11 protein-coding genes are annotated in these 13,110 nt (G+C 66.2%); 5 read left to right on the top strand and 6 right to left on the bottom strand.

Annotated features, from left to right (window positions below; genetic code table 11):
• Positions 1-33: 33 nt before the first annotated feature.
• Complete coding sequence (locus IEW02_RS19030; RefSeq protein ID WP_188546452.1) at positions 34-1,230, bottom strand: MFS transporter; 1,197 nt, start codon at positions 1,228-1,230, stop codon at positions 34-36.
• On the bottom strand, positions 1,227-1,874 hold the full coding sequence (locus IEW02_RS19025) for a GntR family transcriptional regulator (RefSeq protein ID WP_188546451.1): 648 nt from the start codon (positions 1,872-1,874) through the stop codon (positions 1,227-1,229). The genes IEW02_RS19030 and IEW02_RS19025 overlap by 4 nt, the downstream gene beginning before the upstream one ends.
• Positions 1,875-1,986: 112 nt before the next feature.
• Here IEW02_RS19025 and IEW02_RS19020 point away from each other — a divergent pair, with 112 nt between their 5' ends.
• Positions 1,987-4,176 (top strand): MMPL family transporter, encoded by a 2,190-nt coding sequence (locus IEW02_RS19020; protein WP_188546450.1) that lies wholly within the window; start codon positions 1,987-1,989, stop codon positions 4,174-4,176.
• A gap of 32 nt (positions 4,177-4,208) precedes the next feature.
• Complete coding sequence (locus IEW02_RS19015) at positions 4,209-5,267, top strand: NHL repeat-containing protein (protein ID WP_188546449.1); 1,059 nt, start codon at positions 4,209-4,211, stop codon at positions 5,265-5,267.
• 70 nt (positions 5,268-5,337) lie between these two features.
• On the opposite strand, the gene IEW02_RS19010 is transcribed toward IEW02_RS19015, so the two are convergent.
• A complete protein-coding gene (locus tag IEW02_RS19010; RefSeq protein ID WP_188546448.1) occupies positions 5,338-7,110 on the bottom strand; it encodes an acyl-CoA dehydrogenase in 1,773 nt (590 codons plus the stop codon).
• Between the two features lie 155 nt (positions 7,111-7,265).
• Between IEW02_RS19010 and IEW02_RS19005 the strand changes: the two genes are divergently transcribed.
• From IEW02_RS19005 to IEW02_RS18995, 3 genes are read left to right on the top strand one after another with little or no spacing between them, the layout of a single operon-like run.
• Entirely contained in the window at positions 7,266-8,486 is a 1,221-nt protein-coding gene (locus IEW02_RS19005) for an alkane 1-monooxygenase (protein WP_188546447.1), read from the top strand.
• On the top strand, positions 8,483-8,650 hold the full coding sequence (locus tag IEW02_RS19000; protein WP_188546446.1) for a rubredoxin: 168 nt from the start codon (positions 8,483-8,485) through the stop codon (positions 8,648-8,650). Before IEW02_RS19005 ends, IEW02_RS19000 begins: the two co-directional genes overlap by 4 nt.
• A gap of 29 nt (positions 8,651-8,679) precedes the next feature.
• Complete coding sequence (locus IEW02_RS18995; RefSeq protein WP_188546445.1) at positions 8,680-9,285, top strand: TetR/AcrR family transcriptional regulator; 606 nt, start codon at positions 8,680-8,682, stop codon at positions 9,283-9,285.
• A gap of 4 nt (positions 9,286-9,289) precedes the next feature.
• On the opposite strand, the gene IEW02_RS18990 is transcribed toward IEW02_RS18995, so the two are convergent.
• The 3 genes from IEW02_RS18990 to gabT all read right to left on the bottom strand — a co-directional run bounded on the left by IEW02_RS18990 (position 9,290) and on the right by gabT (position 13,095).
• On the bottom strand, positions 9,290-10,216 hold the full coding sequence (locus tag IEW02_RS18990; RefSeq protein ID WP_188546444.1) for an esterase/lipase family protein: 927 nt from the start codon (positions 10,214-10,216) through the stop codon (positions 9,290-9,292).
• 81 nt (positions 10,217-10,297) lie between these two features.
• Entirely contained in the window at positions 10,298-11,740 is a 1,443-nt protein-coding gene (locus IEW02_RS18985; protein WP_188546443.1) for an NAD-dependent succinate-semialdehyde dehydrogenase, read from the bottom strand.
• On the bottom strand, positions 11,737-13,095 hold the full coding sequence (gabT, locus tag IEW02_RS18980; protein WP_188546442.1) for a 4-aminobutyrate--2-oxoglutarate transaminase: 1,359 nt from the start codon (positions 13,093-13,095) through the stop codon (positions 11,737-11,739). The genes IEW02_RS18985 and gabT overlap by 4 nt, the downstream gene beginning before the upstream one ends.
• Between the last annotated feature and the right edge of the window lie 15 nt (positions 13,096-13,110).

Here is a 13,110-nt window from a genome sequence, read left to right as displayed (position 1 = left end):
CGGGTGTGAAAAAGAGTGCGGGAGGACTCTTTTTCACACCCGTGCCGCAACGCGGCCTTCCGGCAGATGCGCCCGCGAACGGACGGCCACCCACCCCAGCGACACCAGCGCCACCGCCGACCCGATGCCGAACAGCACCGGGTACGACACGAGGCCGGGGAACTCCTGCACCAGCACGGCCAGGATCGCGGGCACCGCGAACCCCAGGTAGGTGATCGAGTAGAAGACGGCGGTCAGCCCGGCGAGATCCTTCGGACCCGCAATGCGTTGTACCTCTTGCAGTCCCGACACCAGTGCCATTCCGTAGCCACCGCCGAGAACGGCAGCCGCGAGGAGCGCCAAGGGAACGGTGAGCCGGTCCGCGGCCACAGCCGCAAGGGCCATGCCGACCACGATGATGCCCAACGCCACCAGCACCGCGCGGGCCCCGCTCGGAGTGTCGATACGCCGACCGACCGCCTGGATGGTGAACCCGCAGCCCAGAGCAACGACGCCGAGCAAGGCGGAGAACGCAATCGGAGCCGACCCGCTGTGGTCGGTCATCAACGCGGGCAGGACGGCGTACGCGACGCTCGCCGCCCCGAACACCCACGGCGCGACGGGCAGAACCACGGTGAGGAAGCGGCGGTGACCGGCGGACAGGATCTTCAAGTCGTCGCGCAGACGTCCTGGGTTCGATTGCCGTGCAATCGTTTCCGAAACACGACGAATGCCGGAGAACACCACAAGACACATCACGACGTGCACGACGTACGCCAGATGAGTGGGCCACGGCGCCCACTGAGCAAGCACACCGGCGACGCCCGCGCCGATCGCGAAACCGCCCGTCAGACTCATCGCGGCACGCCGCGCACCGGCGCCCGGCTCGGACAGTTCCTTCAGCCAGCTTCCGCCGACGGCCATACCGATGCCCAACGCGACGCCGCTGAGGATGCGGCCGACGAACAACAGAACGGCCGAATCCGCGCCCAGCGCAATGACAATGGATCCGGCGGCGGCGATCAGCGGCGCCGGGACCATGAGCACACGTCGGCCGAGGCGATCGGACAGCGGCCCACCGATGAGCAGGGCCGGCACGATGCCGATCACGTAGGCGAAGAGGAAGGTGTCGACGACGACGGGCGTGAAAGACCCTTCCGACCGGTACATCACGAGCAGCGGCGTGAATTCGTTTCCGCCCCACGCGACGGCGAACATTCCCGCCGCGACGAGAAGCCAGTTCTTGTTCATCGGTTCCCCTCCTCCATTCCGTGTACCCGGTACATGTGCGTCCGTACTGCCGCGTCGTACTCGTCGACACGACCGTCGGCGACCAGTGCGGCCAGGTGCTCGTGGTCCGCGATGATCGACGCCAGCTGCCCGGGATCGCGCGTCACCGACTTGGCGGTCATGCGTCGCTGCCGGTCGCGCAGGCTTGCGTAGAACACGTCGAGAAGTGGATTGCGGCCGTGGCGTACGACGGTGGCGTGGAAGTCGGCGTCCTCGGCACTGAAGCCGAGGAAATCCCCCGTGCCGGCGAGTGCGCGCTGCCGCTCGAGGCTGGCGCGCATCTCCTCAGTGGCACGGACGCGCGCGGCGCGGTCCTCGGCGAACGCCTGCAGGCTTCCCGTTTCGACGAGTTGTCGCGCGTCGAGCAGATGCCCGGCTTCACCGTCGGCGATCGGGACGACGAGGGCGCCGCGCTTGGGGTAGAGCCGCATCCAGCCTTCGGACTGCAAACGGAGAAATGCCTCGCGGACCGGGGTGCGGCTGGTTCCCGTGCGCTCGGCGATTTCGCCCTCGCTGATCAGTTCACCGCCGGGCAGGTCACCCGAAACGATGAGCTCCTTGACCGTCGAGTAGGCCCGGTCAGCTGATGTCGGCAAGTTGCGCACAACTTGTATCTAAGCAGACCGCAAGATCAGGGTGAATACCGAGTGCCTCCGTCGCACATGGGTGGTCTACTTACCGCACCCGACAAGCCGGGCCAGGACCGAGGGGCCAGACATGACTGCACCCACCACCGTCCGGCGCGGACGGCCCGTGTTCACCGTCATCGCCGTGGCAATCCTCGTGCTCCTGGTCGGCGGCGCGGGCGGGAGTTACCAAGGAAAGCTGTCCGAGGTTCAGAAGAACGACAACGCGTCCTACCTCCCGGGATCGGCCGAATCGACGCGGGTGAGCAACGAGAGCGCCGAGTTCATCAAAGTTCCGACCATTCCCGGCTTCGTGCTGTTCGACAAGACCGAACCGCTCACCGACGCAGACAAGACGACAATCCTCGACGCGCAGAAAGCAATCAGCGCAGTCGACGGCGTGGACACGGACGGCATCGCAGCGCCCACCTACTCGAGCGACGGAAGGACTGCGTCCCTCTTCGTCCCCCTGGTCGCCGAGACCGACGACGGCACACCCATTCAGGGTGACGCCCTCGCCGAGACCGAGAACGCCGTGATCGCGGCGGCGCAGCAGACGGCCGGCGACACGATCACCGTGCTGCCCGCCGGACCGGGCGGATTGCTCGTGGCGTTCATCGATGCGTTCTCCGGCCTCGACGGCGCCTTGTTGGGCGCAGCGCTCCTGGTGGTGATCCTGATCCTTCTGGTGGTCTACCGATCACCGGTGCTGTGGTTCTTTCCGATCATCTCCGCGGTGCTGGCGTTGGGGGTGTCGTCGCTGATCATCTACTTCCTGGCAAAGGCCGACCTCCTGACGCTGACCGGCCAGAGTCAAGGAATTCTGTCGGTCCTGGTTCTCGGCGCCGGCACGGACTACGCCCTCCTGCTCATCTCGCGCTACCGCGAAGAACTGCACAACTACGAGAACCGCTTCGACGCCATGATCACGGCGTGGAAGGAGTCGGCGCCCGCCATCTTCGCCTCGGCGGCGACAGTCATCATCGGGCTGCTGTGCCTGAGTTTCTCGGAGCTGAACTCGAACAAGAGTCTCGGTCCCGTGGCGGCCATCGGTATCGGGTGCACGCTCCTGGTGATGATGACCTTCCTTCCCGTCGTCCTCTCCGCGGCGGGGCGGTGGGTGTTCTGGCCCCGCAAACCCAAGATCGACCACGCCTCCGACCTGACGACACACGGCCTGTGGGGTCGCATCGCGGCACTGATCGCTGCGCGTCATCGGGCTGCGTGGATCGGCGCCACCGTCGTTCTGCTGCTGTGCATCATCGGCGTCGTCAGCCTCGACACCGGCGGACTCACCACCACCCAGACCTTCACGAACAAGCCTCCCGCGGTGACGGGCCAAGAGCTCTACGACTCCAAGTTCGACCCCGGTACCGGCGCTCCCGTCGTCATGACCGTCGACGCAGCGGACGCCGCGGGTGTCATCGAGGCAGCAAGATCGGCGCCCGGCATCGCCACCAAAGAGAACTCCGTCTGTGTGCAGGCGGACTTCGCGAAGATCGCGGCACTTCTCCAATCGCTCGGTCCGGCTGCGTTGGCCGGGCAAACTGGTTGCGCACCAGTACAACTACAGGTCGAGCCGATCGACGGGCGCACTCTCGTCAACGCGACACTGGCAGATCCGTACGACTCACCCGCTGCCCTTGCCACGGTCAAGAATCTTCGGGCCACGGTGCACGATCTGCCCGGCGACGTGCGTGTCGGCGGGCAGACCGCGACCACCATCGACGTCCAGGACGCGGCCGTACACGACAACAAACTGATCATCCCGATCGTCCTGGTCGTGATCTTCCTCGTGCTCGCGGTGTTGCTGCGCGCGCTCTTGGCACCACTGATCCTCATCGTCACCGTCGTCCTGTCGTTCGCTGCCGCCCTCGGAGTGTCGGGGCTGTTCTTCACCCACGTGTTCGGCTTCGCGGGTGCCGATCAGTCGTTCCCGTTGTTCGCGTTCGTCTTCTTGGTCGCGCTCGGTATCGACTACAACATCTTCTTGATGACACGAGTGCGAGAGGAGACCCTGGAGCACGGAACCCGCGAAGGAGTCACTCGGGGTCTCGCCGTGACCGGTGGCGTCATCACCTCGGCCGGCATCGTTCTGGCGGCCACGTTCGCCGTGCTCGGCGTCCTACCCCTGGTGTTCCTGGCCGAAGTCGGATTCGCGGTGGCGTTCGGCGTCCTCCTCGATACGATCGTGGTCCGCAGCATCCTCGTCCCCGCACTCTCGTACGACATCGGCAAGAAGATCTGGTGGCCGTCGGCGCTGGCGAAAGCCGCCGACTAGGCGCCGGCCCGCCGACTGGGCACACTGGAGCAATGCGCACCAGGAACTCGGTTCTGATCACCTCGCTCGTTGCCGGTCTCGTGCTGACGGGATGCAGTTCGTCCGACTCCGAGACTCCGCCCGAGACCACCCCGTCGTCCGCGGCGACCACACCCGCCGCCGAACCCGGCCAGGCCGAGGCGCCGACGGTTCCGCCCGTGGGCACCGTCGTGCCCATCGGGAACGCTCCCGAGGGAATCGTGATCGGCACCTCGGGCATCGGCGCAGTCTCCGTCCGCGAGCCCGACGGCATCGAACTGTTCGACGCGACCACCGGCGCGGTCCGTCAGACCGTCCCCACCGAGGGGTCCGCGCGGCACCTCTCGCTCGCCGGACCCGACGGTCCCGTCCTCGTCCCGCTGGAGCAGTCGGACGAGTTCTCGCAGCTCTCGTTGGCCGACGGCAGCGTGACCTCCACGGCGTCGATGGTCGGTCGCCAACCGCACGACGCCGTACGGACGTCCGACGGCACCATCGTCGTCACCAACGAGATGGGCGGCGGCGTCGTGTTCATTCGCGACGGCAAGGTCGCGAGCGAGCTACCGGCGGGGCCGGTGCAGCCGGGCGGGCTCGCCGCTGTCGGGCAGTACGCCGCGGTCGCCGATGTCCAGGGCAACGGCGTCTGGGTGTACGACGGCACGACGATGCAGCAGGTCGCGCAGGCACCGGTCGGCCAGAAGCTCACGCACGCACTGACGTTGACCGGCGACCTCGCCGCGTTCGCCGACACCGACGGCGGCGCGGTCCTGATCGAGCGCATCGGACCGCAGATCACCGACGTCGCCCGCGTCGACGCGCCGGGCAATCCCTACGGCATGGCGTTCGACGCGCAGCGCAACCTGATGTACATCACGCTGACCGCGTCGAACATCCTGCGAGTGGTCGACCTCTCGAACCCCGAGCAGCCCCGCACCGTCGGCGACGTGCCGACCGTGCAGCAGCCCAATTCCGTTGCGGTCGATCCCCGTACGGGTGGCGTCGTCGTCACCGGGAGCGATCCCGACGGCAGCAGCAGCCTGCAGATCGTGACGCCCGACCTCCTGCCTCGGTAGGCGGCTGCGCCACCTGTGCGCCGAAAAGTACCGAGGAGGGTACTTTTTGGCGCACAGGTGCCGAAGGCGCCTAGAAGATGCTCACGTCCGCATCGAGTGTGGTGCGGTCGAGATTTCCCAGCAGATCGAACTGCGGATCGGTCTTGGGGAGTTCGTAGACGAAGAAATACCGCGCCGCAGTGCGCTTGCCCTCGTAGAACGCGCCTTCCTTGTCGCCGGCCACCAACAACTGCTCGAGCCACAGCCAGGCCACCACCACATGCCCGACGGCTTCGAGGTACACCGACGAATTGGCCAGCGCCAGCGCAGGATCGCCCGTTCCCCACAGGGTCGAGGTCACTCCGACGACTCGCTGAACCGCCAGGCTCAGCGCCTCCGCGTACTCGGCTGCGACACCGTCGGTTGCGCGCGAGACGGTCTCCTGGATGGTCGAGACCAGCAGGGCGAGGCCGGCTCCGTTGTCGGCAACGACCTTGCGCCCCAACAGGTCCAGACCCTGGATACCGTGGGTGCCCTCGTGGATCGGGTTGAGGCGGTTGTCGCGGTAGAACTGCTCGACGTTGTAGTCGCGTGTGTAGCCGTACCCGCCGTGCACCTGGATCGCGAGACTGTTCGCTTCGAGGCACCACTGCGAGGGCCAGGACTTGGCGATGGGAGTCAGAACGTCCAGCAGCACACCGGCATTCGTGCGCACGGTCTCGTCCTCGGACGTGGTCTGCTCGTCGACGAGGTGTGAGCAGTAGAGCCCGAGCGCCAACCCACCCTCGACGTAGGCCTTCTGCGCCAACAACATCCGTCGCACGTCCACGTGCTCGACGAGGGGGATCTGCGCAGTGGTGGGGTCCTTGTGACCGAGCGGACGGCCCTGGGTGCGCTGCGTGGCGTAGTCGACCGAATGCAGGTAGCCGGTGTAGCCGAGCGCGGTGGCACCGAGACCCACTCCGATCCGCGCCTCGTTCATCATCTTGAACATGTAGGCGAGACCCTTGTGCTGTTCCCCGACCAAATAGCCCACGGCGCCGCCCTTCTCACCGAAGTTGAGCAGGGTGTTGGTGGTGCCGCGGTAACCCATCTTGTGATTGAGGCCGACGAGCGAGACGTCGTTGCGCTCTCCCAGTGTGCCGTCGGTGTCGACGAGGACCTTCGGCACCACGAACAGCGAGATGCCCTTCACGCCCGCGGGACCGCCCGGGATCTTGGCCAGCACTAGGTGCACGATGTTCTCGCCCAGCTCGTGGTCGCCGCCGGAGATCCACATCTTGGTTCCGTGGACGCGGTACGTCCCGTCGTCCTGCAGCTCGGCGCGGGTCGTGATGTCGGCGAGCGACGAGCCGGCCTGCGGCTCGGACAGACACATCGTTCCGTAGAACCGGCCTTCGAGCATCGGTCGGACGTACGAGTCGACCAGGTCAGCGGTGGCGTATTCGATGAGCAGGTTTGCGTTCGCCATCGTCAGGAAGGGATACGTCGCCGTTCCGGTGTTCGCGGCCTGGAACCACAGCAGCGACGCCTTCGACACCGACGTGGGCAACTGCAGGCCGCCGAGCGAGTCGTCGAACTGCCCCGACATCAGACCCGCTTCGCCGAACGCCCTCAGCGCCTCCGCGACCTCGGGAATCAGGACGACCTTTCCGTCGTCGCCGACGTACGGCTCGTTGGCGTCGGCCTTCTTGTTGTGGTTGGCGAAGTGCCTGACGGCGATCTGCTCACTGAGCTCGAGGACGGCGTCGAACGTCTCCTTCGAGTGCTCCGAGAAGCGCTTGCGCTCGGTGAGGGCGAGCACGTCGAGCCACTCGTACAGGAGGAAATCGAGATCACGGCGGGACAGAACGAGACCACTCACGACGGGGTCCTTTCGACGACTTTCCTCACGGTAGCGCGGCCGCAGAAACGCTCGACACGCAGCAGGTTTTACAAATAGCTGATTTTGTCTAGTGTTTTGATCGAAAACGCTCTAGTGTCTATCGCACAGTGAGTCACGTCATAAGGAGGCAGTCCGTGACGACAGCGAATGCGGACAAACAGGTCCCGGTCACCGGCGAGTGGCGGGACCGGAAGCGCTATCTGTGGCTGTTCGGGCTCGTGGCACCCACCGCCGTGTTCACGGCCACGGTCGGCGTCTGGCTGTTCGGTCGCCTGGAGTGGAACGCGGTCGCGCCCCTCTGGTGGTGGATCGGGCCGATCCTGGTCTACGTTCTGCTTCCGATACTCGACCGCTTCTTCGGACCCGACGGTCAGAACCCGCCCGACGAGGTCATGGAACAACTCGAGAACGACAAGTACTACCGCTACTGCACGTACGCGTACATCCCGTTCCAGTTCGCCAGTCTCGTGTTCGCCTGCTACCTCTGGTCGGCCGAGAATCTGTCGTGGCTCGGCGTCGACGGCGGCCTCGGACCGACCTCCAAGATCGGTCTCGCCATCACGGTCGGCGTCATGGGCGGGATCGGTATCAACACGGCTCACGAACTCGGGCACAAGAAGGACTCGCTGGAACGGTGGCTGTCGAAAGTCACACTGGCACAGACCTTCTACGGCCACTTCTACATCGAGCACAACCGCGGCCATCACGTTCGGGTCGCCACCCCGGAGGACCCCGCCAGCTCGAAGTTCGGCGAAACCTTCTGGGCCTTCCTGCCTCGCAGCGTGTGGGGCAGCCTCACCTCGTCGTGGACGCTCGAGAAAGCACGCCTGGATCGAGCGAGCAAGCGCACCTGGACCATTCACAACGACGTGCTGAATGCGTGGCTGATGTCGGTGGTGTTGTTCGGCGTCCTCATCGCGCTCTTCGGTCCGGTCGTGATCCCGTTCCTCGTGATCCAGGCGGTGTACGGCTTTTCGCTTCTCGAAACGGTCAACTACCTCGAGCACTACGGGTTGCTCCGCCAGCGAACCCCTCGCGGTCGGTACGAGCGCGCGGCACCGGAACACAGCTGGAACTCCGATCACATCGTGACCAACATCTTTCTTTATCATCTGCAGCGCCACAGTGATCACCACGCGAATCCCACACGGCGCTACCAGATCTTGCGCAGCATGGACGGTGCCCCGAATCTCCCGAGCGGGTACGCCAGCATGATCTCCCTCGCGTACTTTCCGCCGCTGTGGCGCAGGGTGATGGACCACCGCGTCCTCGACCACTACGACGGCGACATCACGCGGGTGAACATCGCGCCGCGCAAGCGGGACAGGGTGCTCGCACAGTACGGGGCGACGTGACCGCGTACGAGTGCCCGGTGTGCCAGTACGTCTACGACGAGGCCAAAGGCGCTCCGCGCGAGGGCTTTCCGGCAGGCACACCGTGGGCTGACGTTCCCGACGACTGGGCTTGCCCCGACTGTGGCGTCCGCGAGAAGATCGACTTCGAAGCAGCGACGGCGTGACGCGCCGCCACCCGCTCTAGACTCGCACCATGCCCGCCGCGCCCCGCTCGACTGCGCAGAGTCGATACCGCACCGCGGCGGCCACCCTGCAGCGTGACACCACTCTCGACGCCGTACGAGAGCTGTTGCGCGAACGAAACTGGCGAAGCGTCACGATGAACGACGTCGCCGCCGCGGCCGGCCTGAGCAGACAGACCATCTACAACGAGTTCGGCTCACGCCGTGGCCTGGCGCAGGGATACGCGATGCGCCTGACCGACTCCTTCGTGAGTGTGGTCGACGCGGCGCTGTACCAGCACGTCGGTGACGTCGGAGCTGCGCTGCGGCAGGGTTTCACGACCTTCTTCGCCCTCAGCGTCGTCGACCCGCTGGTGATGTCGCTGCACGGGCCCGACGCACCCGACGACCTGCTGCGGCTCATCACCACCGACAGCGACGTACTGATCGAGCGGGCCGGAACGCACATGTCCGACACGCTGCAGAACTGCTGGGTCGAAGCGCCGAAACACAAGGCGGACATCGTGAGTCGTGCCATCGTGCGCCTTGCGCTGAGTTACGTTCCGAGGCCGCCCGTCGACCCCGAGGCTGCAGCCGGGGAGCTGTCGGAACTGCTCGCGCCCTACCTGCTCGGGTGAGCCGCTAGCAGGGAGACGGCACCCGATCGGCGTAGGACGCATCGAGTCCGCGCATGACCATCCACATCGCACGCGGGTCGGTCGGGAGGGTCGCGTGCGTGGTCTCGTTGGACGGGCAGCCGTCCTGAACCCACACATTGTCGACGGTCGCGCCTGCTCCCGCGGTGAGGAAGGTGAGCTCGGGCGGTGTGGAGACGGCGTCGTGGTGGGTGGCGATGATCGTGTAGTCGACGCCGGGCATGGTGTCTCCGCCGGCGTTCAGCAGTTGCATGAAGGGCGAGCCGACGAACTGTTGCACCGCGGACGGGCCCACCGTCGCCGCGGCGACGAACGTGACCGGGATGCCGAACTCCTGCGCGATGTCGCCGACGATCTGCTTCGAGTCGTAGGTGGTGCCGTGGTTCGTGGCACCGAGGGTGACGAGGGTGTGCACCTTGTTGGCCGCCGGGTTCAGGTAGTCGGCCCCGCCGTCGAACTTCATGTACTGCCGAGCGAGCGTTCCGCCCTGCGAATGACCGACCACGTCGACCTGCGACGCCCCGGTGGCCGCGAGAACGGAATCGACGAAACCGCCGAGTTCACGAGCCGACTGGGCGATGTCGTCGCCGCCGAACAGGTTCAGCGGATTGCCGTACGTCAGCGTGGCCTTGTAGCCGTAGTCGAGCGCGAAGACGCAGTAACCCTCGGACTTCAGCTGAGGAACCAGCGACTTCCACGACGTCTGCGCGTCCGCCCAGGTCCCGTGCACCAGCACGACCGGACGCGGATGCTCGGCGGACGGCGAACACGCGAAGTCGTTGGCACCGTCGAGACCTTCGGTGGGAGCCTGCGCCGGTGACGGCACCACAGGATCCGCCGCCGCGGGCGCACCGACGGCCAGCAAGAGGGTGGAGACAGCAACCACGACTGCTGTGCGAAGTCGTGACGCCATACCGCTGAATCTCCTGTGTGTTCGTAAGTGATTGCCTGTTGAAACAATACAGGTAATTCTGTGTTGCAGAAGTGACAGGAGTTACTGCAGTGCGACGTACTTGGTCTCCAGGTACTCCTCGATGCCCTCCGAACCGCCTTCGCGGCCGAATCCGGACTCCTTCACCCCGCCGAACGGCGCAGCGGCGTCCGACACGACTCCGCGGTTCACACCGACGATTCCCGCGTCCAACTTCGACGCGACACGCAGCGCGCGATCGACGTCCTGAGTGAAGAAATACGCGGCGAGGCCGTACTCGGTGTCGTTGGCGGCGTCGATGCCGTCCTGCTCGGTCTCGAAGCCGATGACCGCAGCCACGGGCCCGAAGATCTCTTCCTTCAGCAGGCGCGCGTTCGCGGGGACCTGGTCGAGCACCGTCGGCGCGAAGAAGAACCCGGGACCGTCGATCGACGACCCTCCGACGCGTACGCGGGCGCCTTTTTCCACGGCGTCGTCGACCAAGGTCTTGACGACGGTGCGCTGCCGCTCGTTGATCAGCGGACCGATGTTGGTGTCGGGGTCGAGTCCCGATCCGACCTTCAAGTCCTCGATGCGTGCACTGAGCTTCTCGGTGAACTCGTCGAGCACGGCATTGGCGACGTGGATGCGGTTGGCAGCGGTGCAGGCCTCGCCGCCGTTGCGCATCTTCGCCAGCATCGCGCCGTCGACGGCCTTGTCGATGTCGGCGTCGTCGAAGACGATGAGCGGGGCGTTGCCACCCAGTTCCATCGAGGTGCGCAGCAGCTTGTCGGCCGAGTTGCGGACGAGCGTCTTGCCGACGGCCGTCGATCCGGTGAAGGTGACCTTCTTCAGACGCGAGTCCTGCATCAGCGGACCGGTGACCGATGCCGCGTCGGACGTCGGCAGGATCGACATGACGCCTTCTGGCAGTCCGGCGTCGGCGAACACCTGACCGAGCAGCAGCATCGTCAGCGGGGTGTCTTCCGCGGGCTTGACGATGATCGTGTTGCCGGCCGCCAGTGCGGGGCCGATCTTGCGAGTTCCCATGGCCAGCGGGAAGTTCCACGGTGTGATCGCGAGAACCGGTCCGACGGGCACCTTCGTCACCAGGATACGTCCGGTGCCGGCGGGCGCCTGCGTGAAGCGGCCACCGATGCGCACCGCCTCCTCGGAGAACCAGCGCAGGAACTCGTTGCCGTAGGTGACTTCACCTTTGCTCTCCGCCAACGACTTTCCCATTTCCAGGGTCATCAACTCGGCGAAGTCGTCGGCGCGCTCTTTCACGAGATCGAACGCGGTGCGCAGGATCTCGGCCCGCTCACGCGTCGGCGTGGCGGCCCAGTCCGATTGTGCGGCGACCGCGAGGTCGAGTGCGCGCATACCGTCGTCGGGGGTGGCGTCGGCGATGGTCAGCAGCAGGCTGCCGTCGGCGGGGTTCGTGATGTCGAACGTGGCGCCCGACGACGACGGAACCTGCTTGCCGCCCAACCACAACTGCGTCGGAACGCTACTGAGAACACTCATGCTGCAACCTTTCGAATGACCGCCTCGAGTACGTCGAGCGCTTCGGTCAACAGTTCGTCGGAGATCACCAGCGACGGTAGCAATCGCACGACGTTGCCGTAGGTGCCGCACGTCAGGATGATGATGCCCTCGGCGAGCATGGCCGACGACACAGCTTTCGTGACGGCCGGGTTCGGCTCGATGCTGCCGCTCTCGACGAATTCGATGGCCAGCATGCCGCCGCGTCCACGGACGTCCCCGATGATGTCGAACTCGTCGGCGAGGGTGCGCAGACGCGTGGTGACCATCTCTTCGATGTGCTTGGCCCGGCCGCGGAGGTCGAGCTCGTCCATCTGCGACATCGACGCGAGCGCAGCCGCGCAGGCGACGGGGTTGCCGCCGTACGTTCCGCCGAGGCCGCCGGCGTGGACGGCGTCGATCAGGTCGGCGCGACCGGTGACCGCGGCCAGCGGCATGCCGCCGGCGATGCCCTTGGCCATCGTGATCAGGTCGGGGACGACACCTTCGTGGTCGACGGCGAACCAGTCGCCGGTGCGGCAGAAGCCGGCCTGGACCTCGTCGGCGACGAAGACGACGCCGTTGGCGGTGGCCCACTCGGACAGGGCGGGGAGGAATCCGTCGGCGGGAACGATGAATCCACCTTCGCCCTGGACGGGTTCGATGACGATCGCGGCGACGTGGTCGGCGCCGATCTGCTTCTCGATCATCGAGATCGCTCGCGCCGCGGCCTGTGCACCGGTGATCGCGGAGCCGTCCTTGTTCAGCCCTTCACGGAAGGGGTAGGACATCGGCGCGCGGTACACCTCGGGGGCGAACGGACCGAAACCGGCCTTGTAGGGCATGGCCTTCGCGGTCAGCGCCATCGTCAGGTTGGTGCGGCCGTGGTAGGCGTGGTCGAACACGACGACGGCATCGCGGCCGGTCGCGTGGCGGGCAATCTTCACTGCGTTCTCGACGGCTTCCGCGCCGCTGTTGAACAGAACGGTGCGCTTGTCGAAGTCACCGGGAGTCAGTTCGGCGAGCTTCTCCGCCACCGCGATGTAGCCCTCGTACGGGGTCACCATGAAGCAGGTGTGCGTGAAGTGCGCGACTTGTTCCTGCACCGCTGCGACCACGGCCGGGTTCGAGGCGCCGACGGACGTCACGGCGATGCCGGACCCGAGGTCGATGAGCGAGTTGCCGTCGACGTCGACGATCACGCCGCCGTCCGCGTCGGCCGCGTAGACCGGAACACTCGACGCGACGCCGGCGCCGATGACGGCTTTGCGTCGCTGCGTGAGGGCTGCGGAGTTGGGGCCGGGGAGTTCGGTGACGACCCGCCGCACCTGCGGGAGCCGGTATTCGATGCTGGTCATGGCGGGCCTCTCGGG

Origin of the sequence: Rhodococcoides trifolii, assembly GCF_014635345.1 — a bacterium.
GTDB lineage: Bacteria > Actinomycetota > Actinomycetes > Mycobacteriales > Mycobacteriaceae > Rhodococcoides > Rhodococcoides trifolii.
The sequence above is the reverse complement of the archived record's forward strand: the minus strand, read 5'-3'. Positions and strand labels throughout refer to the sequence as shown.

Bases quoted from the DNA above. Each gene is read 5' to 3' on its own strand.
- IEW02_RS19020 (WP_188546450.1), top strand. From the start codon at position 1,987: ATGACTGCACCCACCACCGTCCGGCGCGGACGGCCCGTGTTCACCGTC.
- IEW02_RS18995 (WP_188546445.1), top strand. From the start codon at position 8,680: ATGCCCGCCGCGCCCCGCTCGACTGCGCAGAGTCGATACCGCACCGCG.
- gabT (WP_188546442.1), bottom strand. From the start codon at position 13,095: ATGACCAGCATCGAATACCGGCTCCCGCAGGTGCGGCGGGTCGTCACC.
- IEW02_RS19015 (WP_188546449.1), top strand. From the start codon at position 4,209: ATGCGCACCAGGAACTCGGTTCTGATCACCTCGCTCGTTGCCGGTCTC.
- IEW02_RS19030 (WP_188546452.1), bottom strand. From the start codon at position 1,230: ATGAACAAGAACTGGCTTCTCGTCGCGGCGGGAATGTTCGCCGTCGCG.
- IEW02_RS18990 (WP_188546444.1), bottom strand. From the start codon at position 10,216: ATGGCGTCACGACTTCGCACAGCAGTCGTGGTTGCTGTCTCCACCCTC.
- IEW02_RS18985 (WP_188546443.1), bottom strand. From the start codon at position 11,740: ATGAGTGTTCTCAGTAGCGTTCCGACGCAGTTGTGGTTGGGCGGCAAG.